Raw genomic sequence first — 26,912 nt, 5'->3', positions numbered from 1 at the left:
CATCACCTCTTAATCTCCATTGATTCGTTCATTGGACGCATCCAATGCTCCTGAATTCAGGATATCATCCAGACTCGCATAGCCATAGAAGTAACGATATACGTGTTTTGCCACCATCGCCGCATTCGAAGAAGAATATCCATTCGGGATACTGACCGTCACCGAAATTTCCGGATTCTCATACGGTGCAAACGAAATAAAGAACGCGTGGTTGCCCCGTTTCTGGGACTCCTGCGCCGTACCGGTCTTACCGGCCACGTGTACGTCCAGACCATCAAACACACGCTTGGTCGAACTGTTGGTAACTACCTGGCGCATACCTTGTTGGACTGCATCCCAGGTGCTTGTCTGGAAATCAAGGGTTGACGCCACAGCCGGCGAATAATCCTTGACCAGATTACCCTGGGAATCCGTCTCCTTATCAATCAAGCTCAGATCATAGACCGTGCCGCGGTTGGCAAGCGCCGTCACATAGCGGGCAAGCTGCACGCTCGCAAACTGGTGCGTACCCTGTCCCATACTGGAACGCTCCGGATCGGTATCACTGATAGACGGCGTCGCCTCCGAGATTTCAATGCCCGAAGTCCGGTCCAAACCGAACATGGTCGCGTATTTTTTCAGCGTCTCCAGACCTTTCTCCGGTTTGTAGCTTCCATCTGCCTCTGTGGACAGGCGGTGCGCCACCTCCGAGAAGAAATAGTTACAGGAATTTTCGATGCCTCCCACGACATTTAACGGTCCGTGGAAGCCCGGATATTTCCAGCATCGGATCGGATTGCTGACTTCCTCATAAATACCGGTACAGTTAATCATATCAGAAAGCGTGATTGCCCCCTCTTCCAGACCTGCAATCGCCGTGATCGGCTTGAAGGTGGAGCCTGGTGCTTTCAGTGTCTGCGTCGCATTGTTTCGCAGCGGCAGCGACTGATCGGCATTTAGCTGGGCAAAATAGGTGCTGTCCGAAATCCGGTTGTTGTCATAGCTTGGATAAGATACCAGTGCCAGCACCTCGCCAGTCTTCGCACTCGTCACGACACAGCTCGCCGTACACGGGTCAAGTGCCAGCTGCGCCGGTGTGATCTCAATATTGCGGATCTTATTCATCAGGAACTGGTACGCATATTCTTCCCCGCTGACACGCAGCAGGTTGACCTCATTCTCATCGTATGCAAGCACATTCTGGGAATAGAGCGCCATGCAGAGCTCGCGCCCGGTCACAACATTGTTATTGATTAAATACTGATAAATCAGTTTCTCGAATGCCGGATCCTGTTCCAGATCGCGGAAACAGTCGTCCAGCAGTGCCGTGAAGACATCGTCCGCATTCGAATACCGGCTCTGTATGTCCAGCTTCGTCGTATCGATCCAGTTGTTGGCAATTCCATAATATAAGTATTCCCGCAGACTGATCGTACCGTTCTTCCACGCCTGATACATGTCACTGGACGTATCGATCGCATCACGCTGGACAATCGCCTTGTTGCTGGAAGAAAGATACGAATAGATATACTGCATATATGCCTGCATTTCCTCTGACAGCGCGTTCATCGGCGTTGCATTTTCAGACTGCAGTTCACCCCGCAGTTCCTGTTCAATCCGCACGCGTGAGCTCTCGTACTTCTGATAAATCTGCTGTTCCACATCGGATGCCTCTTCGGAAGCGAAATTGTCAATCGAGAGGACGTTGTTGTTGATCAGCTGGAAGTATGCCTTCTTGATCGGTATCTTAATACTGGAAGAATCGATATAAGCGATATCTTTCTCATCCTGGTTGACAATCGTCTTTAACAAGACGCCCGCCAGCTGCTTCTCCAGAATGTGGTAAATACCCTTCTGAAGGTTCAGATCGAGGGTCAGCCAGATATCGTTGCCTGCCACCGGTGCGACTTCCCCGGTCACGCTTAGGATTCTTCCGACGTTATCTACATATGCCGTCTGGGAACCTTTCTTACCCTTTAATTCCAGCTCCATCGAGGATTCGATGCCGGTACGTCCTACGACATCATTTAACTCATAGTCATCGTTGACCGTCTTTAACTCCTCCAGACGTTCGCTCGTTACTTTTCCCGTATATCCAATGATCGGCGCAAAGTAGAGGCTTTCATTGTACACACGGATCGTCGATTCCTGTATATTGACGCCCACCAGATCGGCTGCGTGCTCTAAAATGTCTGCAACGGTCTCATCGCTGATATCCGTCGCGATCGTTGTAGATTCGTACTTCTGGAACGCGGTAAAACGCATCGTGTAGCGGATACCGACGATCTGCAGCGCCACCTCATCCGAAACATCGATCGGATTGCCGTCTTTGTCAAGCGGGCGCCCGTCCCGGTTCTTATCGTCACCGAGTGTCAGGTGGTACTCCTTTTTCATCCGCTCCAGCAGATCTGGCGCTGAAATGTCGGACGGGTATTTTCCATCTGAATCGTCCATCTCATCCACATTTTTAAGACCATAATAATCACGCAGGAATCGCTTGCGTCCGGACTGTGTCTCGGAGGTATACACGACATTTCCATCGTGATCGAGCGTAAGCTCTAAACTGGTCTGTGCGCTCTCACCGTGTTTATTCAAGATCGATACCAGATCGTAGAGCATCGTGTTCCACTGTGCATCCGTCTTGTACGCACCGGTATCCTGTATGGTAACGTCGTATGCCAGTTCGTTGTACGCCAGCACATTGCCGTTCCGATCGTAGATATTACCCCGCGTGCTGGCAGTCTTTATGACTTTTTCCGTCATCGCTGTATATGCATCCTGATACTCTTCGCCCTTGATGATCTGCAGGTTGAACAACCGCATCACCAATGCGGACGACATCAGGCAGAACACAACCGCCAGGACAAAAAGCCGGGAGGTAATCACTTTTTTGAACCATTCTCGCAGATATTCTTTCAGGTCATCAAACAATGTTCGAATCTCTCCTTTGTTCCCATTCTTTCAGTTTCCGGTTGATAAAAAGGAAAAACCGGTATACGACAAGCGTCGTAACCGTGGTAAATATGATCTCCGGGATAATGATGGAGACCAGATAATGCCCAAAATTCAGACGATTCCGTATCAGGAACCGGAATACATAGATGTACAGGTTATAGATTAAATCACTTGCCAGGCTCAAAAGCAGCGGCAGCGTGATGTAGTCTTCATAATAATACTTGTTGCAGATTCCACTGACATACCCCAGATTGATGAAAAACAGTGTATAAAAGCCAAATGGTCCACTGTAAAACAGATCCATAAAAAGACCTGCCACCAGCCCGTAGAACATCCCCCGCTCGCGCCCCTCAATGAAGCTGCACACAAACACCACAATCAGCAGCAGGTTCGGAGCCGAAGATAAGAAGGCGATCTGTGGGAACACGCAGATCTGGATCGTGAATGCCAGAATCAGCATGACAAGGTTAATCAGCAGCTTCCGCATTATTGTCGCCTCCATCCCCATTTTTCAGCTGGGTGATTACCAGTACCTCCTGCAGGTTATCAAAATCTGCAACCGGAATGATTGTACCGGATTTTGTTACGTTGTTGGCATCGGTCGTCAGCCCGGAGGCATAACCGATGAGAATGCCCGGCAGGAAAATATCACTGATGTTGGAGGTCACGATCTTGTCGCCCTCCTGGATATCTGCCTCTTTCTTGATATGGTCAAGTCCCAGCCGTCCATCCTGGTAAAGCGTCAGGTTGCCGGATACATTACAGGTATCGCCAGTCCGCAGGGACATGCCGCTGACGTTGCTGTCGTCATCGATGATCGCGCGGACAGTTGCATAGTTTGCCCCGACATCGGTTACAATACCGACCAGTCCGCCGCCTGCCATGACGTTCATATCTTCCTGGATGCCATCGTCCGCTCCCTTGTCGATCCGGAATACCTGAAACCAGTTTCCAGAGTCCTTTGCAATGACACGGGCGGCTATTTTTTTATACTGCATATATTCCTGATCAAGCTGATACAGCTCTCTGAGACGGTCTAACTCGTAAAGCTCCGACTGCAAGCGGTTGTTCTCTTCCACCATCTGATCCAGACGCATCTGGAGATTCTTGTTCTCCTCCTGCGCCTCCCGCAGGGAGGAAAAATTTTCAAGCGCATTGTAGAGACCTGTGCCGATCGCGTTGACGCCTGACTGCAGCGGTACCAGAACAAAACCGACACCCGTCCGAAGCGGCATCAGAAAGCTTGATTTGATAGACGTTGCTGTAATCAGCACAAGACAGAAGGCTGACATACCTGCCAGAATATACTTGCTGTTTTTCATAATGATAGTATTCCCCGTTCTTTGAAACTAAAATAGGCTTGTTCGCCGATAATCACATGATCCAAAAGCCGGATTCCCAGCATAGCGCCCGCCTCCTGAATCCGGACGGTCGTCCGCCGATCCTCCGCACTGGGGGTAGGATCCCCGCTCGGATGATTATGTACTAAAACGATGCTGGCTGCATGATAGCGCAGCGCCTCGATAAATATCTCCCTCGGAGACGCCGGAGAGTGATTGAAGGTTCCCCGAAACAGCAGGATATCCCGAATCAGCCTCTGCTTCGTATTGAGGATCATCAGGTGCATCTCTTCCTGCTCTTTGTGACGCATTTCCTCCATATAAAAAGCGGCGATCGCCTCCGGCGCCGTAAAAGCAGGCGCTTCTGAAAGCGTCAAGGTGCGCCAGATCCGCTGTGACAGTTCTCCCACACACAAAAGTTCGATTCCCTTGACCCTGCCGATTCCTTTCTGCTCCATCAGTTCTGGAAGAGTCAGATGCAAAAGCCCTAAAATCCCCGGCGGCTGCGCCTGCGCCAGAATCCGGGTTGCCAGGGAAAGTGCCGACTCCTGCCGGTTTCCGGTCCGGATAAGGATCGCTAAAAGCTCGGCGTCCGTCAGTGCCCCAACTCCCTCCCTCTCACATTTTTCGTAGGGGCGGTCTTTTTCAGGGATATCTTTCATGGTAAGACGCCATCCAGCGGTCTGTTCAGAACTTTTTACTGGTTTCTTTGTTTCTTTTTTCACTGATTGTCCTCCTGCGTGCCTCTCCTCTGCATACAGAAAGCCATTCCCGCCTGGCGGGATTCTTTGATTAAATCAGACGATATGCGATCAGTGCAATGACAACGCCGATGATGCTCGCCATCGTCACCCGGATTGACAGACCAAACGTGATAACCAGGATTCCTAAATCAAGAACAACCGGGTCCATCAGACCGAAGGATTGTCCGTAATTCAGCCACGACAGTCCCCTGACGCCGGATGCCATATTTCCGATAAATCCACCTAACACAATCCCTGTCATCAGGAGCAGCAGAAGAATCCAGAAATTTTTTGCTCGATTCATGATACCGAATACCGTCCCTTTCTATAATCTTTATTATCTTAGCACAAACTGCCGGAATGTGTATAGACAGTCCGGCAGATTTTTTTTTAAAGTTTTCTTAAAATTAATTACAAAATCATTCAAAAAACGTCATTTCTAGTCGATTTTGAGCTGCTCAGGTTTTACTATGCCCGCATCCAGAAGCTTCTGCAGGGACATTAAAATGCCTAACTTCGCATGGTACCAGGTCAGTCCGCCCTGGAAGAAGACGCTGTACGGCGGTTTGATCGGACCATCCGCGGAAAGCTCGATCGAGGAACCCTGGATAAAGGCACCGGCTGCCATGATAACCTGGGAATCATACCCCGGCATATCCCACGGTTCCGGCGATACATAGCTGTCAACCGGCGCCGCCGCCTGAATGCCCTGGCAGAACGCAATAACACCCTCCGGTTTTCCAAACGTGATCGCCTGAATGATATCATAGCGCGGCTCCGTGCTGTTCGGAACCACATCAAAGCCCAGGCGCTCATAGACATTTGCCGCAAAGATAGCTCCCTTTAATGCGCCGGATACAACGGTCGGTGCCAGGAAAAGTCCCTGGAAGAAGGACTGATTGACGCCAAGACTCGCGCCGACCTCCCGTCCGAGTCCCGGAGAACCAAGGCGGTACGCTGCATTTTCGATGCACTGTCTGGTTCCGGCGATATAGCCGCCGATCGGCGCCAGTCCGCCGCCCGGGTTTTTAATCAGGGAACCGACTACCATGTCCGCACCGAGATCGCTCGGTTCGATCCGCTCAACGAATTCGCCATAGCAGTTGTCTACCATACAGATCACTTCCGGTTTGATGGATTTAACAAATGCAATCAGTTCACCGATCTGCTCTGCCGAGAGGGTTGGACGGGATGCGTATCCCTTGGAACGCTGGATGGTTACCAGTTTTGTCTTCTCGTTGATCGCCGCGCGGATGCCGTCGTAATCGAAGGTTCCGTCCGGCAGCAGGTCAACCTGACGGTATGAAATGCCGTACTCCCGCAGGGAACCGTTGGACTCGCGGATGCCGATCACTTCCTCCAGAGTATCATACGGTTTTCCCACTGGCGAAAGCAGCTCGTCGCCCGGGCGCAGGTTTCCGGCTAATGCCGTGTAGAGCGCGTGCGTTCCGCACACGATCTGCGGGCGCACCAGCGCGTCCTCAGTGTGGAATACATCCGCATATACCTGTTCCAGCGTCTCACGTCCAAGGTCGTTGTAACCATATCCGGTTGTACCGGAAAAATGAATATCGCTGACGCGGTTTTTCTGCATCGCAGCGATTACCTTTAACTGATTGTACTCTGCATTGCCATCGATCTCTGTGAAACGGTCTTCCAGAGCCGCTTCGATTCTGGCTCCATATTCAAGCACTTCTTTCGAAATGCCGAGGTCGCCATACATTTTCTCTAACTCCATGGTGGTTCCTTTCCTGTTGTCGGTTATTCGTAACTGTTCAGTACCTTCACAGTCACGCGCAAAAATCCATTAAAAATTGCCTACGGCAATGGGATTTTTGCCTGCTGACCCATGTTTTCGTACGGTCAGCGCAGTAAATGCGCAGACCTACTGAACAGTTACGGTTATTCGTAACTGTTCAGTACCTTCACAGTCACGCGCAAAAATCCATTAAAAATTGCCTACGGCAATGGGATTTTTGCCTGCTGACCCATGTTTTCGTACGGTCAGCGCAGTAAATGCGCAGACCTACTGAACAGTTACGGTTATTCGTAACTGTTCAGTACCTTCACAGTCACGCGCAAAAATCCATTAAAAATTGCCTACGGCAATGGGATTTTTGCCTGCTGACCCATGTTTTCGTACGGTCAGCGCAGTAAATGCGCAGACCTACTGAACAGTTACGGTTATTCGTAACTGTTCAGTACCTTCACAGTCACGCGCAAAAATCCATTAAAAATTGCCTACGGCAATGGGATTTTTGCCTGCTGACCCATGTTTTCGTACGGTCAGCGCAGTAAATGCGCAGACCTACTGAACAGTTACGGTTATTCGTAACTGTTCAGTACCTTCACAGTCACGCGCAAAAATCCATTAAAAATTGCCTACGGCAATGGGATTTTTGCCTGCTGACCCATGTTTTCGTACGGTCAGCGCAGTAAATGCGCAGACCTACTGAACAGTTACGGTTATTCTATAATTCTTTTTTTGTTTCTTTAACTTTTCTTGATTTTTACAACTTATAATTTAGAGTGTTCCATCCATCTTATAAATCACACTCCATAATACCCGCTTCCGCCGCTAATTCCTGCAGAATATGTTCCAGCACGCGTTCCCGGTCATTATCAAATTCTGGCAAATATAAGAAACGCACGTCGCGTTCCCGCCGGAACCAGGTAAGCTGACGTTTCGCAAAATGGCGCGTATCGCGTTTCAGGATATTGACCGCTGTCTCCAACGACATTTCGCCATTTAAATATGCCAGAATTTCTTTATATCCAAGTCCCTGCATCGCCACTGAATCACGCCTGCAGCCCATCGCCTGCAGCTGCCTCACTTCCTCGACCAGTCCCTCTTCCATCATCTCATCGATCCGCTTCTCGATCCGCTCATAGAGAACTGTCCGATCGGTATTTAATACATAATAGAAGAAATGGTACGGTGAAATCTTTGCCCGCTCCGTCTCATTGTGGGCAGAAATCTTCTCGCCCGTCTGCTCATAATATTCCAGCGCGCGGATCACACGTTTTACATTGTTTGCGTGGATCGCCTCCGCCGATTCTGGATCGACCGCCCGCAGGCGCTCATGCAGGACTTCCGCCCCCTGTTCGGCTGCCAGGCGTTCCATCTCCTCCCGAAACTGCGTATTTTCGTCGATCTGGGTGAAATCAATATCATTGAGCAGTGCCTGAATATAAAAGCCGGTTCCACCTGCCACGATCGGAATTTTTCCGCGGCTGTAAATATCTTCCGCCGCCGCGCGGGCAAGCGCCTGAAACCGCACGACATTGAAATCCTCAGTCGGCTCTAAAATATCGATCAGATGGTGCGGCACACCGTCCATCTCCTCCAGGCGTATCTTTGCCGTACCAATATCCATGTGGCGGTACACCTGCATCGAATCCGCGCTGATGATCTCGCCGCCGATCCGCCTGGCAAGCTGAATGGACAGCGCCGTTTTTCCGACTGCCGTCGGTCCGGTCAGGACAATCAGGGGCTTTTTTTCAGCCGCTTGTTCCAGATTTCCCATAAGACTTTCTCTCCTTTTAATGGGTTATACAATCCGTTTGAATTTCTTCTCCAACTCATATTTGCTCATCGATATGATCGTTGGGCGTCCATGTGGGCACGCATACGGATTTTTGAGTTCCAGAAGCTCATCGATCAGCTTGTCCGCTTCGGCAAATGATAATGTGTGATTGCCCTTGACCGCCGCCTTACACGACATCGTCGCCACACGCTCATTGATGAGATCCGGGGTTCCGCTTCCATTGCCCTCCGCCAGATCGTCGATCATCTCCATCAGAAGCTCGCGTTTTGCGACGGAAAAGAGGTTCGCCGGAACGGCACGCACCGCGTACTCCTTGCCGCCAAACGGCTCAATCTCAAATCCGATCGAGGTAAAATGTTCCATATACTGCTCTAATTTGAGCTGCTCACTGCTGTTGAGGCTCAAAATGATCGGCGGATCGATCATCTGGGAGGTGTACTCCCTCTTTTGAAGGGATGCCATCGTCCGCTCATAGAGGATTTTCTCATGTGCCGCATGCTGATCAATGATGTACAGATTATCATGATACTCCACCAGCCAGTATGTGTCAAACAGCTGTCCAATCAGGCGGTGGTTCGCACGCGCCGGTTTGGTCAGGAGTTTATCTTCAAACAGATCCATCTGACGGGGCTTTTCAGATGGGGCGGACTGGGTCGATCCCGTTGAAACAGATGCAGGAGATGCAGCTTGCCCCGCTGAAGCTGAGATGGATTCGCTGGAAGGCGCTGACGTGGCCGGCTCTGGCAGATCTGACTCTGTATTAATTGAAACATTTTCAACTCTGCCGGTTGTGTCGGTTCTTCCAAACACTTCATCAAACCGCCTCGTTCCTGACACAGCCGCATTTGATCCACTGCCGTTTTCAGCCCCATATCCCGGCATATCTTCCGAGACCGACATCATTTCTGCCTGCGACGCCCCCAGACGTTTCGTCTCAAACGGTTCCGGATGTTCCTCATGGAAACGGACTGGTTTTAAGGACGGACGGCTGCCCTGGCTGCCTTCCATCTTTCTGGTTGGAAGCTCCGGCAGCACTCCCTTTTCCAGCCCCGGAATCTTCAGCTCTTTCTCTGCATTCTTCTCATTCTCCAGCGAAACCGCCGGAATCAGCTCCCGGTTAGCGAGTGCCATGGCGATCGTATGGTAGACCATCCGGTAGATCTGTTCGCCGTCTCTGAAACGAATCTCCATCTTCGCCGGATGGACGTTGACGTCAATATACGACGGATCGATCGTAAATTGCAGCATCGTAAATGGATACTTGTGCTGCATCATGAACGGTTTATATGCGTCCTCGATCGCCTTTCCGATGATACTGCTCTTGATATAGCGTCCGTTGATGAAATAATTTTCATACGTGCGGTTGCCGCGCGCGATCAGCGGCTTACCGATGAAGCCGCCTACCCGGATCGGATCAGCTCCGGCATCCACCTCAATCAGGTTTGCCGTGATCTCGCGTCCAAAGACCGCATAAATTATATCTTTTAAGTTATGATTTCCAGAGGTATGGAGACGGCTCTGGTTGTTATTGATGAAACGGATGGAGATTTCCGGATGCGACAGAGCAATCTTTTCGACTAAATCTGCCACATGAGACCCTTCTGTCGCCGGCGTCTTTAAAAACTTCCGGCGTACCGGTGTATTGTAGAACAGATCTCTGGCGATAAAGGTCGTACCTTCCGGCGCACCGACCTCCTCCAGTCCCAGTTCCTCGCCGCCCTCGATGCGGTAACGGGAACCGCTGATCGAATCGTTTGTTTTCGTGATCAGTTCCACCTTCGCCACCGACGCGATCGACGCCAGCGCCTCGCCGCGGAACCCTAACGATGCCACCTGAAACAAATCCGACGCCGTCCGGATCTTGCTGGTCGCATGGCGCTTAAATGCCAGTGGGATCTCCTCGCGCACAATGCCGCTTCCGTTATCCGTCACCCGGATCGTCTGCAGACCGCCGCCCTGAATCTCCACCGTGATCGCCGTCGCCTTCGAATCGATCGCATTCTCCAAAAGCTCCTTGACAACCGACGCCGGCCGTTCAATGACCTCGCCGGCTGCAATCTGATTGATTGTATTGGAATCCAAGACCTGAATCGCAGCCATCTATCTCCTCCACATCCTTCCTAAACTCTTTTTTACTGGTGCATCCACCGGTTTTTCAGCTTCGCCTGCAGCTTATCTAATGTATTGAGCGCATCCAGCGGAGACATCCGGTTTACTTCCAGTTCCATGATCTCCTTGATGATATCGTCCTCATTGACCGTGTCAAAGATCGACATCTGCTGCAGATCTACCTCGTCCGGTTTTGCCACCTTTTTGCGCGTCTGGGTTCCCGGACCATTTTCTGCAATCTCTTTCGCACGCGCTGTAATGTCGGCATCGCTCAACTCTTCCACCAGTTCTTTTGCCCGATCGATGACCGGAGCCGGAACGCCTGCAAGCTTCGCCACCTGGATGCCGTAGCTCTTATCGGCGCCACCCTTCACGATTTTACGCAGGAAGACGATATCGTCGCCCTGTTCCTTGACCGCGATACAGTAGTTGTTGACACCGCTTAAGGTTCCTTCCAGCTCTGTCAGTTCATGGTAATGTGTCGCAAACAGCGTCTTAGCACCCAGAATCTTCGTATTACTAATATACTCCACAACCGCCCAGGCGATCGAAAGGCCATCGAAGGTACTCGTACCGCGCCCGATCTCATCGAGAATCAGAAGGCTGTTTTTCGTCGCATTCCGCAGGATATTCGCAACCTCGGTCATCTCCACCATGAAGGTACTCTGACCGGATGCCAGATCATCCGAGGCGCCCACACGGGTAAAAATACGGTCGCAGAGACCGATATCCGCCTCATCCGCCGGGACGAAGCTTCCGATCTGCGCCATCAGCGTGATCAGCGCCGTCTGACGCATATAAGTCGACTTACCAGCCATGTTCGGACCGGTAATGATCGAAATCCGGTTCTTTCCGTTGTCTAAATATGTGTCATTGGCGACAAACATCTCGCCGCCCATCATGCGCTCTACGACCGGATGACGTCCGTTTTTGATGCGGATGATGCCCTTTTCGTTGATATGAGGTTTCACGTAATTGTAACGCGTCGCCACCACCGACAGAGACGCCAGCACATCCGTCATCGCGATCGCACGGGCGGTACTCTGAATCCGGTTTACCTCGCCCGCGATCTGGTCGCGCACCTGGCAGAACAGATCATATTCCAGAGAAACCAGCTTGTCCTCGGCGCCGAGAATGATATCTTCCAGCTCTTTCAGCCGGTCGGTCGTATAGCGCTCTGCGTTTGTCAGGGTCTGTTTACGGATGAAATAATCCGGCACCAGATCCTTAAAGGAATTAGTCACCTCAAAATAGTAGCCAAATACCTTATTGAACTTGACTTTCAGGTTTTTGATGCCTGTCTTTTCGCGCTCGCTCTGCTCTAACTGTGCCAGCCAGTCTTTTCCTTCTGTCTTTGCATGACGCAGACGGTCTGCCTCCTCATGGTAGCCTTCCTTGATGATGCCGCCCTCGCGCACCGTGATCGGCGGCTCTTCCACGATCGCCTTGTCAATCAGTTCCTTCAAATCTGCCAGCGGATCCAGAGCGGCTTCCAGGTTTTTAAGCAGCTCGCCTGAAAACTCCTTCAAAATCTGTTTGATATACGGAAGCATCGCCAGTGAATTGCCAAACGCGATGAGATCGCGCGGATTTGCCGTCCGGTAACTGATGCGTCCGATCAGACGTTCGAGATCGTAGATCGGATTCAGATATTCGCACAGCTCCTCGCGGCTGATATAGTTCATGTTCAGCTCTTCGATCGCATTCTGGCGGCGCAGGATCTCCTCCCGGCTGATGAGCGGCTGCTCCACAAGTGTCCGCAGCATACGGGCGCCCATCGCCGTTTTCGTCTTATCAAGCACCCAGAGAAGTGTTCCTCGCTTCTGCTTTTCCCGGAGCGTCTCAGTAAGCTCCAGGTTCCGGCGCGTGGACGTATCCAGCATCATAAACTGTCCGGTCGTATAGACAGTCAGGCGCGTCAGGTGTTCCAGTGTATTTTTCTGCGTCTCATACAGATACTGCAGGACAGCACCCGCCGCGATCGCGCCCGTCTCATAGTCTGCCAGTCCCAACGCTTCCAGGTGCTCTACATGAAAATGTTCCCGCAGGATTCTCCGGCAGGAATCATCAGAAAAGAACCGATTTTCAAGTGCTGAGATCACGGCGTTTAACCGTACTTTCAAGTCCTCTAAATCGATTCCTGACATGTAAAAAGCCTCGTTGCAGATAAGCTCCGACGGCGAAAATTTATAAATTTCATCTAACAGACTGCGCTCGTTGCGAACCTCCGTCACAAGATAGTCGCCCGTGCTGACATCAACCGTCGAAACGCCGAATACACCGTCTATGTATACAATTCCCATCAGGTAATTGTTTTTTGATTCCTCCAGAACCTGTGAATTTGTCAGGGTTCCCGGCGTCACCACCCGGATTACCTCCCGCTTCACAAGTCCCTTTGCCTGTTTCGGATCCTCCATCTGCTCTGCGATGGCGACCTTATATCCTTTCTGGACGAGACGGCTCAAATAACCCTCTACGGCATGATAAGGAACGCCGCACATAGGCGCGCGTTCCTCCAGTCCGCAGTCTTTTCCAGTCAGGGTAAGTTCCAATTCTTTCGAAACAGTCTGGGCATCCTCAAAAAACATCTCATAGAAATCGCCAAGACGATAAAACAGAATACAGTCCGGATACTGTTTTTTCGTCTCCAGATAATGAGTCATCATTGGTGAAAGTGCCACAATTTACCTCTCTTCATCGCGATCCGCCCGTTTTCCGGCACTTCACTCATCTGAATGCCAGACCGGACAGACCGCTGTCGTTTTATTTTAGTTGAATTTCGGATCCGTCGGATCCCAGGTCTGCTGATCGGAGATCGGTACCAGCTCCGGCTTATCAAATGGAGATGCTACATTGGCATCCTCGTATACCTGTACAGTCGTTCCCAGATGGCAGTTATCATATACCCACTTGGAGTTTCTACAGTTCAGGCGTACACAGCCTAAAGAACGGGAAACACCCAGACCATTATAGCCGACGGTCAGAAGGTTATTCTCATTCGGGGTTGCGTATGTAATCGAATGGAACAGGAATCCCTGTGTGATACGGGTTGCATACTGGGTGTAAGTATCATTTACCATCAGTCTCCAGCGATATTTCTCCGGTGTCTTGAAAGTTCCAATCGGTGTATCATCACCGACGGAGGTCAGCATCGCTTTCACCGGAATAATATATCCGTTATTGCCGTCTTTTGCATAAACCGTCAGGCAGTTCAGTGTCTTATTTACCTTCAGGAGATAATCAGACTGCTTGCCAATCAGGCTGTCTACGTCCTGAACCAGACGACCGCAAGAGTCAAAGTAGAACTTGTAACCATCGATATACTGCCAGCCGGTCTTTGCGTAGCCATTTTCAAAATAATAACGTACAAAGTCATCGGAAAGCCAGCCGTTATATACGCTTCCGTCCTCATTGAACATAACCGTTGCATTTTCTGCTACGCTCAGTCTGCTGGAAGCAGCTGATTTGTAGCGCGGTGCTGCACTCTGCGGACCTGCGCTTCCCTTCGGAACTAATACGACTTCAATCGAAAGGATCTTCTCGCCGATATCCACGGTACCAGCCACTTCGCCGTTCTTCGCATATCCCATCTTGCCCTGACCGCTGGATGTAACGCTATAATAAACATCGTACATCTTCTCAGCCTGACCGGAAAGCTGAATCTGGATCGCCTCTACCCAGCTTCCAGAACCAACCACACCGGTCTGGATGCCGTCATGGTACCACCACAGATAACCGCCTGTGTTGGTATATGCACGGTAGGACACGCCGCCGATCCCCTCAAAGTTTTTCAAATCCATCGCAAATGCAGAAATATCGCCTTCCGCATTATACAGATAATTGACGCCGACATGAAGTGCCGTGTTCTCATCCTGCTGCCCGGTTCCCTGGTTGAACTGCTCTGCCGATGTTGACGAACCGGTGTTTGGCATACCGACTGTACCGTTTGCAATGTCATCTGCCGGTCCTGCATATGCGACGGAAGCACTTCCTGCCAGCATGAAGGCTGACAGCAGAACCGTCAATCCTTTATAATGCTTTTTCATAAATTTATCCTCCTTAATCTACCAGGGATCCCATATAGTAAAATCCCTTGGATTCCTTCAGATATACTTTAACAATTTTACCAATCAGCTCTTTTCCACCTGGGAAATGAACGATTGTGTTATTGGACATACGTCCGGTTACCAGTCCCTCCACGTGACTGTCCGGTTCCTCCACCAGAACCTCCTGCACCGTATGGACATCTCGTCCACAGACCTGTGCGGAAATCGCCTGTACCTCTGCGAGCAGACGGTCGAAACGTTCTTTGACAACTTCTTCTGGAACCTGATTTTCCATCGCTGCCGCCGGAGTTCCGGTGCGCTTCGAATAAATAAAGGTAAATGCACTGTCGTAGCGGACTTTCCGCACAACCTCCAGTGTCTCCTCGAAATCTTCCTCCGTCTCTCCCGGAAATCCAACGATGATATCCGTCGTCAGGGAAATATCCGGTACCGCCTTGCGGATGCGCTCTGTCAGTTCCAGATACTGCTCCTTCGTGTAATGGCGGTTCATCTTCTTTAGGATCTCGCTGCTGCCCGACTGAAGCGGCAGATGCAGATGGCGGCAGATCTTCTTGGAAGATGCCATCACTTCGATCAGCTCATCCGACAGATCCTTCGGATGGGAGGTCATGAAACGGATCCGTTTAAGCCCCTCAATCCGCTCTACCCGGCGCAGAAGTTCTGCAAAGGTAATTGGAGATTCCAGGTTCTTTCCGTAGGAATTGACATTCTGCCCTAACAGCATGATCTCCACGACGCCGTTCTTAACCAGCTCTTCAATCTCACGGATGATGTCCTCCGGCGCACGGCTGCGCTCGCGTCCGCGCACATACGGGACGATGCAATAGCTGCAGAAATTGTTGCAGCCAAACATGATATTAACGCCAGACTTAAATGTATATTTGCGCTCCGACGGCAGATCCTCAACGATCTTATCAGTTCCTTTCCAGATATCGATGACCATCTTCCCCGTCTCAAAGCGCTGTTCCAGCAGCTCTGCCAGTTTATATACATTGTGTGTGCCGAAAATCAAGTCCACAAAGCGGTAGCTCTTCTTTAATTTCTCTACAACCTCCGGCTCCTGCATCATGCAGCCGCAGAGTGCGATCATCATGTGCGGATTCTTTTTCTTGAGACTGTGAAGATACCCTAAACGTCCATACACGCGCAGGTTCGCATTTTCACGGACTGTACATGTATTGTAGAGGACGAAATCCGATTCCTCACTGGTTCCTTCCACAAATCCTGCTTCCAGCAGAATACCGAGAAGCTTTTCTGAATCGTGTGCATTCATCTGACACCCGAACGTCGAGATAAAGCAGGTCAGCGGACGCCCCAGTTTGTCCGAAATCTCCTGTACCTTCTGGCGGCAGAGTGCCATATAATACTGCTGGCGATCCGGTTCCTGCTGCGGTATACCGCCCACCGGAATCTGACATTTGTCAGACACAAACACGCCTGCTGCGGATTCGGACGAATCGTTTGTATGTAAATCCATAAATTGTATTGCTCCTTACTATTCTTTCATTATCCTAATAATCCTAATATTTCATACATTAGATAATATTACTATATGGCGCTCATTTTCGCAAGTCCCATTCCTGCCAGAATCCTTTCCAGTTTCTTACAAAATATTCCGGTTCATGTATCTGGAAGCAAAAACAGAGTTTACCACACGGCTGCTCTGTTCCTGTATGCCTTTGATATGTTTCTGCTTCGCGCGAGTGCGCCAGACATTACAAAACTTTAATTGTCTGCTCCGGTGTCACAATATATGCCATTTTTTTATCGTGCTTTTCGGTTTCAAATGCCGGAAACAACTGGAATCCATAGCAGATCCCCACCGCCATATGGTCCGGTTCTGCCGCAAAAAAGCGGTCATAATACCCCGCCCCATAACCGATGCGGTTTCCATCCTTGGAAAACCCTACGCCAGGCGTGATCACCAGCGCTTTCGGCGCATCTGCCTCCTGACATCCGTCCGCCGGTTCCGGGATGCCATATGCCCCTGTCACAAGCTGACACCGATCTGTGACATAGAAAAAACGCATCTCACGCCCAAACACCCGCGGCAGCGCCACCCGGCAGCCGCGTTTTAACAGCTCGTCAATCAAATATTCCGTACTTGCCTCACCGCGCACACTCGTATAGGCATACACTGCCGTCCCGGCTGATGGAAAGAAGGGGTGGAGACGTTCTAACAATGCCTCATCCCATCGTTGTTTTTCTTCTGGCAGCAGAGTCCCGCGTTTTTGAAGGACATATGCGCGAACCTCCTGTTTTGATATCTGCGATCCAGATGAATGAATAACCATCTCTTCTACCCTTCAATTAATTCTTCGTATCCGTAACGCCGCCGTATTTCTTACCCAGATCCGTAATAGAACCGTCTTTCTCTTTAATCAGTATCGAATTTAACTGTCCTCGCATATTTCCACGGATTGACTCAATGTACTCCTTCCGAAGCGCTGCCTGCTCTTTTTTCTCTTCTTCGGTCAATCCAACTGCCTGGCTCTTATGATATAACGTATTAATACGGTCAATTCTTTCCTGTTTCATCTATCATTTCTCCTCTTATAATGCTTGTTTCTTCGCAGCTACAGGCAGACATCCTTACTATAAAGCCTAAAGCCGCTGAACCATTCTCTCTCACAATTTAATTTTGGGGATAGCATACTTCGCGATAATTGCCTCTGCCGTCTTCATCCCATCCATCGCCGCCGAGGTAATGCCGCCCGCATATCCAGCGCCTTCGCCGCATGGGTAGATACCCGCGATCGTGCTGCTCTCCATCGTCGCGTGGTCACGCGGAATCCGCAGCGGCGAGGAGGTCCGGCTCTCTACTCCGGCAAAAACCGCATCCTCACGGTCAAAGCCATGAATCACATGTCCAAAATGTTCCATTCCCTCTAACATCGCTGCCGAAAGCGCTTCCGGCAGCACCTCCCGCAGATTTCCAAATGCAAACTGCCCTTCAAACTGTGGTGTCACTGCTCCAAATCCCGTTGAAATCCGGTTTTCCCGGAAATCTCCATAAAGCTGTACCGGGATTTTTCCGCCGCCGCAGCGGTATGCCGCTTCCTCCAGCTGACGCTGGAACGTCACGCCGCCAAGTGTGCCCGGCTGTGGAAAATCCTCCGGTGTAACGGTCACAATCAGGGCGCTGTTTGCGTTTGCACCGGCACGATCATGGTTGCTCATGCCGTTGATTGCCAGCCGTCCCGGCTCTGAGGATGCATCCACAACAAAGCCGCCCGGACACATACAGAAAGAATACACGCCCCTGCCTCCGGAGGTCTGTGCCGTCAGCTTATAGCTGGCAGCCCCCAGATTCCCGGCTTCTTCCCGTCCGTACTGGCTTAAGTTGATCTGCGTCTGTGGGTGCTGGATCCGCAGTCCCACCGCAAATGCCTTTGCCTGCATGTCGAGCGGTTTCTCTGCCAGCATCGCAAACGTATCGCGGGCGCTATGCCCGATCGCCAGCACCAGTGCCGATGCTGGAATCTCCTCCACCGTCCGTCCTGCCTCCGACGTGCCTTTACGGGCACTGACGCGGATGGAACACAAATGACCATTCTGTGTCTCAAAGTCCTCCAGACGGCAGCCAAACCGTACCTCACCGCCCAGACTCTCTATCTCACTTCGAATATTCTTTACCACCGTCCGCAGAACATCCGTTCCAACGTGCGGCTTGTTCACATAGGTAATCGCCGGATCCGCGCCCGCCTGCGCCAAGATTTTTAGCACTTCCTTATTCCGCCCAGACGGATCCTTGACCAGCGTATTCAGCTTTCCATCTGAAAACGTACCGGCACCGCCCTCGCCGAACTGCACATTGCACTCCGGATCCAGCGTTCCATCTGTCCAATAGCGTGCAACCGCCTTTGCACGGCTGTCCGCATCCAGCCCCCGTTCCAGAATAAGCGGGCGATATCCGGCACGCGCCAACATCAGACCACAAAACATACCTGCCGGACCAAAGCCCACGATTACCGGTCGTTCCCGAAGCGGCTCTATTCCCGGATCGGGCAGGCGGTACGCCTCTTCCTTTCGGATCTGCACATTTACACTGCGCGCACGTTTGACAATCGCCGCCTCTTTCCCTGCCACTGCAACATCTAATGCATATAAATAGTACAGATCTGGCTTTTTGCGCGCATCCAGAGACTGGCGCACCAGCTCCACCGACTGTATCTGATCTGCCGATACTCCCATCATTTTGGCAGTTTTCTTGCGAAGATCCGCCTCACTGTGGCTGACCGGCAGTTTTACCTGATTTACTCGTATCATTTATCTGACTCCCTTCCAGCACATTTTCCAGCTGCTGCACCGCTGCTCCACGCCCACTGGAGATTATAACCGCCGCAGATGCCATCGACATCCAGAATCTCCCCGGCAAAATATAACCCTTTTACCTTCTTCGATTCCATCGTCTGTGCGTCAACCTCCCGCACATCGACGCCGCCGCAGCAGATCTGTGCCTGTTCAAAGGAATTTGTACCGTTCACGCTGACCTCAAACCGGCAGAGCAGATCCCCCAGCGTCTGAATCTGTGCCTCTGTCAGGCTGCCAACCGTCCGATCTGGCCGGATTCCTGCCTGTTTTAAAAACAGAGCTGCCAGTTTTTTATGTATCCAGCCGGAAAAAAAGTCCTCCACCTGCCGTTCTTTCAGGCGCTCACTCCGCTCTTTTAATATCCGGCGTGTCTCCGTTTCCGGGCATTCCGGATAAAAATTGAGTACCGCCCGTACATCCCGTCCCTCATCGAGCGCGCGCGCCGCAAAGCGGCTGACCTGGAAAACCGGAATCCCCGAAATACCATAATCCGTAAGCTGCACCTCGCCCTTGTCCTCCGCCAGCTTTCTGCCATCGCTGTAGAGTATCACAGAGGCATCCGCGCGTACTCCGGCGAGCTGTTTAAAGAACTTTTCCGGGCAACGAAGCTGAACCAGTGCCGGAAGCGGCTTGATGATATGGTGTCCCAGCCGTTTCGCCAGCTTATATCCGCTTCCATCCGAACCTGTACCCGGTGCCGCCTTGCTGCCGCACGCCAGAATCAGCGCCTCGCCCGAAAAGCTCCCCTGGGACGTCTTCACTTCAAACCGGTGTTTCGCATCTTCGCGCGGCGTGATCGAGAAAACTTCACATTCCGTCACCACCTGAACCGACTCCCGCGCAAGTCCCAGACGGAGTGCATCTAAAACAGCGCTTGCCTGCCCGGAATATGGATACAGATATCCGTCCCGTTCCCGCGTCAAAACGCCGAGATCCTCAAAATATTCCAGTGTCATCGGAAGCGTAAACGCCCCAAGCGCCTTCCATGGAAAATCCGGCTGACCACTGCGGTAGCAGAACGGCTCCTGCAAACGGTTTGAAAGGTTACAGCGTCCATTGCCGGTAGACAGAATCTTCTTGCCGACCCGGTCTTTATGTTCCAGCAGAACCACCTGAGCGCCCTCCCTGGCAGCAAAAATGGCAGCCGTCATTCCGGCTGCTCCCGCTCCCACTATGATTACTTTATTCTGACTCATCCCTATTTCCCTTCCTGACCGCTTACTTCGTACCGTTCATACGCGGACTTTCTTCTTTGTTTTTTGACTGTATTATAATCACATCTAACTGCTGAAAGACTCCAGATAGTGAAACACATCCGTCATTGTGTCGAACCAGACTCCTTCCAGCAGTTTTTCCTGTTCTTCCACGGAAAATTCTGAGAGCGGCATATGGGTCTGGAAACAGACTTCGCCGCTTGTTCCGTCAAAGATAAGCAGCATCCCATCCTCCGCCGTCAGACAATAGCCGGATTGTTTCTCCGCCACTTCCGGTTCCGGGTTCAGAACCGCATTATTCTCCGGCATCCGCTCTGACTCATACACGCGCCCCGGTACCGGTTCCGCCCGCCGTGGACGGTACCACCAGAGCCCTGCCGCCAGAAGCAGAAGCATTGCAAAACAAAAAAGCGCCGCAAACAGTATTCCCTGATATTTTCTCATAATAAGGATACCTCCTGTTGTGTATCCTTATTATTCACTTTTTTCTAAATTTTAATCATAACTAAATTTCTAACCCTACATCAGATGCAGCTTCCGGCAGATGCGTGTGAGTTTCCGTCCCATCGGCATCGAATACATCTCATCTTCCTCGATACAGTGCAGCTTGATAAGAAGCACGCCATATACCGCGACCGCCACAAGCACCGCCAGCAGCGTTCCCAGCACATTGCTGTGGATCACCAGCGTAACCCCACGGTACACGCCATATGCCGCCGCGCCCATAAATGCTGCGCTGATCGCCGGCAACAGGAAGGTCTTGACCATCTCCTGGCGGTAACCGAGTGTGTTGCGGATCGCGATCGCATTTAAAATACACATAAAGAGCGCAAATAAAATACTTGCAAATACCATACTATAGATACCCATATTGAAGATCATCAGCATAATATACAGCGCAATCACGTGTAATGCCAACGAAATCAAGGCGTTCCTCACCGGAACATTCATCCGGTTCAGTCCCTGTAAGATTGCATTGGTAACCGTCGAAAGCGACAGGAAGATAACGGCTGAAGCGCCAATCATCATCATACGGATCGCTTCCGCATTGTTGCCGCCCCGGAATAACAGGTTATTGACCGGCGCTGAAAGTACCGTCAGCCCCACCGCCGACGGAATCGCAATCAGCATAGCAAACCGGATCGCAAGGGCTGTCTTCTCAATCGCCGCCTTTCGATCCTTACGCGCTATTGCACCGGACAGCGAAGGAATCAGCGACGAGGACAGTGAGTTCGCCATCGCAAGTGGGACGTGTACCAGCAGCATATATTTGTTGTTGTAGATACCCCAGAGGGCTAAAAACTCTTTGCCGCGTCCCAGCGACTCCATGCCGTGCGCCATGATACCGTTGTCAATAACCGAGTTAATATTGTAAACACCCGAGCTTACGATAACCGGAATAACGGTAAAGAAGAAGATTCTCGAAATCTGACGGTAGGAATCCACACTACCGCTCCGATCCTTGGCAATCCGCCGTTTTGCCGTCGGACGGTAGAGTAAAAACAATACCAGCACAAATAACAGGGCTGCAAACGCGCCGCTTCCTGTGCCGATCGTACCGCCTGCCGCGCCAAATGCCTGTGCATATCCATCTTTTCCATATACTTTCGCTGTATCCAGTCCCACCTTGAAAAGGACGCTGGCGGCCACCACACTGATAATCGCGTTGACCACCTGCTCCAGGATCTGGGAGATCGCCGTAGGAATCATCGTTCCATGTCCCTGGAAATAACCGCGCAGCACGCCCAGATACGCCATGATCCAGATCGTTGGCGCAAGTGTGCGGAGTGCATACACGCAGAACGGCGTGTTAAACAAGGTCGTTGCAAAAAAGCCTGCAAAATTCCAGGTAATAAAGCATGCCAGACCACCTACGACCGTCGCATAGACAAGCGCCGCCCGCAGAACACGGTTCATATTGCGGTACTGCCCTTTCGCAAGGCGGGCCGCTACCATCTTCGACACCGCCAGAGGCAGACTGTACGATGAAAGGATCAGCATGATATTATATACGTTGAATGCCGTCGAATAATATCCCATGCCCTCATCGCCGATGATATTCGTCATCGGAACGCGGTACAGAATACCGATCAGACGCACAATGATACCGGCAACTGCCAGGATCGTACCCTGAATGACAAAATTTTCTTTCCTCACCGGAACCGCTTCCGGCTTCCGGCTGCTTCCTGACCGGTTACGGCTTCTGCCCGCACTTTCCCGGCTGCCTCCGGCTGCTTCTTCTCTACGTCCTGCCGTGCGCTGCCGGCTGATTATCTCTCTTTCTGTCTCTTCCCGCATTCCGGGTTTTCTTCTACTCCGTCTGTTCTCCATAGAATTCCGCCTTATCCATACGGTCATTCGGAAGGATGCAGACCCAGGTCTTGCCCGGATTCAGCTTGATTTCCTGACCGTCCATATCGTAATACTTTGTGACGCCGTAAGCGCCGTCTTTTTCCCAACGAATCAGAATGCCGTGTCCATTTGTAAAATAATACCCCGTCGCCGGTGTATGGACATCAATATCCAGATATTCCGTCGGTTTATAATATTTCCACAAACAGTATTGGAAAATAATATTTTTAACCGCTATCTGTCCTTCATCTCCCATATGCGGACCGCCATACTGATACCGGTAGTACAGCCCGTCCTCCGGGTGATACTCAAACCAGGGATTGCTTAACTGATAACCTGGCACTACTTTGGCCGCTGCGATACCATCCTCAAAGCACACCGGCGCACTCTCCGGCGCAAAAGTATAATGCCCCTCATAGCTCTCCGGATACGCATCCGCATAACCGCTCGCCTCGATCGCCTGGCGCAGCTTTGGTCCCGATGCATAGGCATTGTGCGGGGTCTTCCGATCCTTGGTCCGAAAATACGCAGATACCCCATTACCTTTGATTCCGTCTAAATGTTCCATCTGCTCCAGATACGGAAGTGCAAACGTATTCTGCCCATAATGTGCATAGACTGCCTCAAATTCCCTTGCAAAAAAAGTATAGTATGGGCGGCAGCTCCGGACGGAACCGATCCGGTCCAAATCGTCATAGTCCTCTATCAGTGCCATATATCGGTTCATGCTGCCTTCCACCGGTGCCTCATAGACCACTCCGGCATGGTTGATGCCATACTGCGGAAGCGCCGCCTTGTCATTGCTCATCATGATTGCAAGCGGACGGCGGTTCGCCTTTGCGACATCGGTCCATTCCCCGGTCAGATAACTCTGTATCTTCCCGTCTTTTTCGCAGCGTTCCTCCGACTCTGCTTCCGGCTGCGTTTCGACCTCCGTCTCTGTATTTAAGGACAGCTCGCGTGTCTCCTCCTGTGTCTCTGCTGCCGTTACCGATATTTCTTTGTGAGCCGAACAGCCTGACAGCCAGCAGACTGCCGCCAGAGTCAGTGCCAGTGCCCTTATTTTCCAACTGTTTTTTTTCATTCCGTACTTCCCCATCACATCCCCATGTGCCTCTTTTCCCAGATGGGCTCTCCACTTACCCTCCGGTTCTTTTTCCTGCTTTTAGCGTGTATATCCCTTGCCAGCCAGGATTTCCTCCTGTTTTTTCTCCATCACAAGGCGTTCGTCATCTTCCATATGATCGTAACCGCACAGGTGCAGCATACTGTGTGCCACCAGGAACGCCAGCTCGCGCTCCTTAGAATGACCATATTTCTCCGCCTGCTCGTCAACCTTGTCGATCGAGATCACGATATCGCCCAGAAGAAGTTCGCCCGTCTCCGGGTTAAAATAGTCCTCTGACTGCTCTTCCAACCGTTCAAAATCGGACGGCACATCGTAATCCCCCATCGGAAAAGAGAGGACGTCGGTTGCCCGGTCGATTCCTCGGAATTCCTTATTAATACGATGAATCTCCTCATCATTTGTCAGGACTACATTGACCTCCGCCTCATACGGGCATTTTTCATAATCGAGTGCCGCAACCACGATCTCCTCGATGATCGGACGGTAATCTACCTTCCACTCCCGCTCTGCTTCATATTCGATCTGGATTGTCATCTGTTCTTTCTTCCTCCATCTTTCCGGTCACGCGTCCCGGAACTATTTCTCCGGAAACCGCGGGACGCATCCGCATCTTTTTTCTCATACGCATCGTATGCCTCTACGATCTTCTGTACCAGCGGATGGCGGACTACGTCGCTGCTGGTCAGATAGCAGAAGCCGATATCGTCAATTTTCTTGAGTACATGAATCGCCGTATCCAGTCCGGACGCAGCTCCGGCAGGCAGATCCTTTTGCGACTGGTCGCCCGTCACGATTACCTTAGAACCAAAGCCGATACGTGTCAGGAACATCTTCATCTGTGCCGGGGTCGTATTCTGCGCCTCATCGAGAATGATGAACGCATTATCCAGGGTACGACCACGCATGTACGCAAGCGGCGCCACCTCAATCAAGCCCTTCTCAGAATTGTGCAGGTAACTTTCTGCCCCCATAATCTGATACAGCGCATCGTAAAGCGGACGCAGGTACGGATCGATCTTGCTCTGCAGATCGCCCGGCAGAAAACCCAGTTTTTCCCCCGCCTCGATCGCCGGACGCGTCAGGATGATCCGGCTTACCTCGCCACTCTTAAATGCCTGTATCGCCATCGACATCGCCAGATACGTTTTTCCGGTACCCGCCGGACCGATGCCAAATACAATCATCTTCTTGCGGATCAGGTCCACGTACTGTTTCTGTCCCATCGTCTTCGGTTTGACCGGCTTACCCGTGATCGTCCGGCAGATGATATCCTTATCGATCTCGAGAATCTGATCGTCCTTCTCCGTGAAGGACAGCGACAGGGCGTAATCAACATTCTGCTCGGTAATGGTATTGCCGCGCTTGGAAAGCTCTAACAGATTGTTGAACACACTCTTCGCCTGCCGGATCGTCTGCTCCGGACCGATGATTTTCAGCGCGCCGTCGCGTGTGATCATCGTCACGTGCAGCGTCCGCTCAATCTTTTTCAGATACGCGTCAAACTGTCCGCATACATTCCGCTCATGTTCCATCGGAATATCAATCATTGTCTCTATTATGCTCATTCCTTTGCTGTTCTCCTTGTGTCACAACTTGAATCGGCTCCTCCGTCTGAAGCCGTACCTCAAAATGGCAGACTCCGCCATTTATTAGTATTCTACCATCACTTGCCATAATATGTACACCTTTTTCGCACAATTTTTCTTCCGTCTCCTTTTGAAATGCCGCTGACAGCGCCGCAAGCTCTGGTTCTGTATACCTTTTTTCGCAGACAGACGTCTCCCGGTACTCACTCCACCCGACAGAAAGCGGCAGATAAAAATCAAGCGGGAGCCGCAATTTCCGGTACTCCGTCCGGATCGTCCAGGCAGGTTTCATCCGCCTGCTTCGTCTGAAAAAGCCACACTGCTCCGCCATGTCGAATGTATGTTCTATCATATCATAAAATTCTGGAATTTTCCAGTAAAATGTGTGTGTCCCTGCTTCCAAAGCAATTCCGTATCGTTTCTTTCCCGTTTCCGTCCGCATTTCCCTCCAGAGCGGAAGCTCCTTTCTCCCGACCCGCTCCCGGATCCCATATATATCCGCATCCGCCCGCACCCGGTAAGAGGAAATTTCTTCGCCTCCATCATCTGTGATCGGCACCGTTCCCGACACCAGAAGCTGCCCCTTTTCCACCGTATCTCCCGCCTGCACAAGCGGGATTCCGCTCCGGACGACTACCGACGTGATCCGCGCGTCTGATACCGCCGCCAGATCGCACGCCTCGCCGGACTCCACTTCCTGACAGACCGGAACCTCGCTCTCCCGCAGGCGGATGAAAAGGCGCGTCCCATGCAGGCGCACCGACACCCAGGTGATATCTTCAAATGACTCCCGCAGTTCTTCCTCCAGCCTCGCACAGGAAATCCGCTTCTTGGGAATTCCCTCTTCAATCTGCAGTGTCTGGAGGTAATGATTCAGCTCACTTTCGGTATAACGCCGGTTTCCGCTCCAGTCGATCTCCCAGACAAATTGTGCCAGAAACAATAATAACAGAAAAAAAAGAACGAAGCTGACCGCCCACCCTTTCCGTTTCCGGTTCCGCCAGAGAAACACCGGCAGCCCACGCTTTTCAACGATATGCAGACGGACTCCCGCTTTTCTTGCCAGTGGCGCACACCGCTTAAAATCGCGGATTTCCATATAAAACAGCAGATTTTCCTGCTCTTTTTTTACCTGCCAGACATTTAAACCTGCCAGCGTACAGAGATTCAGGAATCTCTCCGGGGAGGTGCCGCGCATGTTAAGCCGCACTATCCCATGTAGAAGGTGTCTTACCTTCGCCATACTCATTCCTCACAGCACCCCAAATTCGACAGACACAATCTGCCCCGTGACCCGCAGATTATCGCGGTCATAATACTCAATCGAAAGCCCCTTCCCCTTGATAGTAAGCCGGGTGTTCTTTCCCGTCAGCCGCAGCATTTCGTCGGAAAAAAAGAGAATGCTCCTGTAATTTTCCACCACAGCCGCCCGACTGCCGGTAAAATACAGAAGCATCTCTCCGAGAACGACGTCCTCCGGCAGATGGAGCGCCGAAACGATCGCTTTTTTCTGTCTGCCAAACAAGCGCCTACCGCCTATTTCATTGTTATTATCTAATATATGTAGGAAAGCAGA

General features: G+C 51.3%; 22 protein-coding genes. All 22 read right to left on the bottom strand.

Annotated elements, in window-relative coordinates; all coding sequences use genetic code 11:
- Positions 1-9 precede the first annotated feature (9 nt).
- Positions 10-2,910, bottom strand: coding sequence for a penicillin-binding transpeptidase domain-containing protein (locus DW739_RS01800; protein WP_118742529.1), 2,901 nt, complete (start codon positions 2,908-2,910; stop codon positions 10-12).
- Positions 2,903-3,421 (bottom strand): rod shape-determining protein MreD, encoded by a 519-nt coding sequence (gene mreD, locus DW739_RS01795; protein WP_022359512.1) that lies wholly within the window; start codon positions 3,419-3,421, stop codon positions 2,903-2,905. The genes DW739_RS01800 and mreD overlap by 8 nt, the downstream gene beginning before the upstream one ends.
- A complete protein-coding gene (gene mreC, locus DW739_RS01790) occupies positions 3,402-4,256 on the bottom strand; it encodes a rod shape-determining protein MreC (protein ID WP_106999850.1) in 855 nt (284 codons plus the stop codon). The genes mreD and mreC overlap by 20 nt, the downstream gene beginning before the upstream one ends.
- On the bottom strand, positions 4,253-4,999 hold the full coding sequence (gene radC / locus DW739_RS01785) for a DNA repair protein RadC (protein ID WP_347560976.1): 747 nt from the start codon (positions 4,997-4,999) through the stop codon (positions 4,253-4,255). The genes mreC and radC overlap by 4 nt, the downstream gene beginning before the upstream one ends.
- Before the next feature lie 67 nt (positions 5,000-5,066).
- The gene (locus DW739_RS01780) at positions 5,067-5,321 is read right to left on the bottom strand and encodes a DUF4321 domain-containing protein (RefSeq protein WP_106999848.1); all 255 of its coding nucleotides are present in this window, start codon (positions 5,319-5,321) and stop codon (positions 5,067-5,069) included.
- Positions 5,322-5,456: 135 nt separating this feature from the next.
- Positions 5,457-6,755: a methionine gamma-lyase family protein gene (locus tag DW739_RS01775; protein WP_117795348.1), complete on the bottom strand. Its 1,299-nt coding sequence runs from the start codon at positions 6,753-6,755 to the stop codon at positions 5,457-5,459.
- An 805-nt stretch (positions 6,756-7,560) separates the two neighbouring features.
- A complete protein-coding gene (gene miaA / locus DW739_RS01770; RefSeq protein WP_118742528.1) occupies positions 7,561-8,544 on the bottom strand; it encodes a tRNA (adenosine(37)-N6)-dimethylallyltransferase MiaA in 984 nt (327 codons plus the stop codon).
- Positions 8,545-8,568: 24 nt separating this feature from the next.
- Positions 8,569-10,665, bottom strand: coding sequence for a DNA mismatch repair endonuclease MutL (gene mutL, locus DW739_RS01765; protein ID WP_118742527.1), 2,097 nt, complete (start codon positions 10,663-10,665; stop codon positions 8,569-8,571).
- Positions 10,666-10,697: 32 nt separating this feature from the next.
- Positions 10,698-13,340, bottom strand: a complete 2,643-nt coding sequence (mutS, locus tag DW739_RS01760) for a DNA mismatch repair protein MutS (RefSeq protein ID WP_106999844.1) — start codon at positions 13,338-13,340, stop codon at positions 10,698-10,700.
- A 102-nt stretch (positions 13,341-13,442) separates the two neighbouring features.
- On the bottom strand, positions 13,443-14,720 hold the full coding sequence (locus tag DW739_RS01755; protein ID WP_106999843.1) for a L,D-transpeptidase family protein: 1,278 nt from the start codon (positions 14,718-14,720) through the stop codon (positions 13,443-13,445).
- Between the two features lie 13 nt (positions 14,721-14,733).
- Complete coding sequence (miaB, locus tag DW739_RS01750; RefSeq protein ID WP_333523587.1) at positions 14,734-16,101, bottom strand: tRNA (N6-isopentenyl adenosine(37)-C2)-methylthiotransferase MiaB; 1,368 nt, start codon at positions 16,099-16,101, stop codon at positions 14,734-14,736.
- Positions 16,102-16,456: 355 nt separating this feature from the next.
- On the bottom strand, positions 16,457-17,035 hold the full coding sequence (locus DW739_RS01745; protein ID WP_118637377.1) for a 5-formyltetrahydrofolate cyclo-ligase: 579 nt from the start codon (positions 17,033-17,035) through the stop codon (positions 16,457-16,459).
- Between the two features lie 16 nt (positions 17,036-17,051).
- Positions 17,052-17,279, bottom strand: coding sequence for a DUF896 domain-containing protein (locus tag DW739_RS01740; protein WP_022359502.1), 228 nt, complete (start codon positions 17,277-17,279; stop codon positions 17,052-17,054).
- A 90-nt stretch (positions 17,280-17,369) separates the two neighbouring features.
- Positions 17,370-19,010: an FAD-dependent protein gene (locus tag DW739_RS01735; RefSeq protein ID WP_118523338.1), complete on the bottom strand. Its 1,641-nt coding sequence runs from the start codon at positions 19,008-19,010 to the stop codon at positions 17,370-17,372.
- Positions 19,007-20,251 carry an NAD(P)/FAD-dependent oxidoreductase gene (locus DW739_RS01730; RefSeq protein WP_118628854.1) on the bottom strand — a complete coding sequence of 415 codons (1,245 nt, stop codon included), beginning with the start codon at positions 20,249-20,251 and terminating at the stop codon, positions 19,007-19,009. The genes DW739_RS01735 and DW739_RS01730 overlap by 4 nt, the downstream gene beginning before the upstream one ends.
- 84 nt (positions 20,252-20,335) lie before the next feature.
- Positions 20,336-20,713: a hypothetical protein gene (locus DW739_RS01725; protein WP_106999838.1), complete on the bottom strand. Its 378-nt coding sequence runs from the start codon at positions 20,711-20,713 to the stop codon at positions 20,336-20,338.
- Between the two features lie 75 nt (positions 20,714-20,788).
- Positions 20,789-22,600, bottom strand: coding sequence for a polysaccharide biosynthesis protein (locus DW739_RS01720; protein ID WP_227589503.1), 1,812 nt, complete (start codon positions 22,598-22,600; stop codon positions 20,789-20,791).
- Positions 22,581-23,705: a DUF3048 domain-containing protein gene (locus tag DW739_RS01715; RefSeq protein ID WP_118523400.1), complete on the bottom strand. Its 1,125-nt coding sequence runs from the start codon at positions 23,703-23,705 to the stop codon at positions 22,581-22,583. The genes DW739_RS01720 and DW739_RS01715 overlap by 20 nt, the downstream gene beginning before the upstream one ends.
- An 81-nt stretch (positions 23,706-23,786) precedes the next feature.
- Entirely contained in the window at positions 23,787-24,284 is a 498-nt protein-coding gene (gene ybeY, locus DW739_RS01710) for an rRNA maturation RNase YbeY (RefSeq protein ID WP_118467641.1), read from the bottom strand.
- Complete coding sequence (locus DW739_RS01705; protein ID WP_022359624.1) at positions 24,281-25,315, bottom strand: PhoH family protein; 1,035 nt, start codon at positions 25,313-25,315, stop codon at positions 24,281-24,283. Before DW739_RS01705 ends, ybeY begins: the two co-directional genes overlap by 4 nt.
- Positions 25,290-26,579, bottom strand: a complete 1,290-nt coding sequence (locus DW739_RS01700; protein ID WP_182427922.1) for a sporulation protein YqfD — start codon at positions 26,577-26,579, stop codon at positions 25,290-25,292. The genes DW739_RS01705 and DW739_RS01700 overlap by 26 nt, the downstream gene beginning before the upstream one ends.
- Positions 26,580-26,588: 9 nt before the next feature.
- A complete protein-coding gene (locus tag DW739_RS01695; RefSeq protein WP_118293687.1) occupies positions 26,589-26,861 on the bottom strand; it encodes a YabP/YqfC family sporulation protein in 273 nt (90 codons plus the stop codon).
- Positions 26,862-26,912 lie beyond the last annotated feature (51 nt).

The organism is Clostridium sp. AM28-20LB (assembly GCF_003480665.1).
Classification (GTDB): domain Bacteria; phylum Bacillota; class Clostridia; order Lachnospirales; family Lachnospiraceae; genus Otoolea; species Otoolea fessa.
The sequence above is the reverse complement of the archived record's forward strand: the minus strand, read 5'-3'. Positions and strand labels throughout refer to the sequence as shown.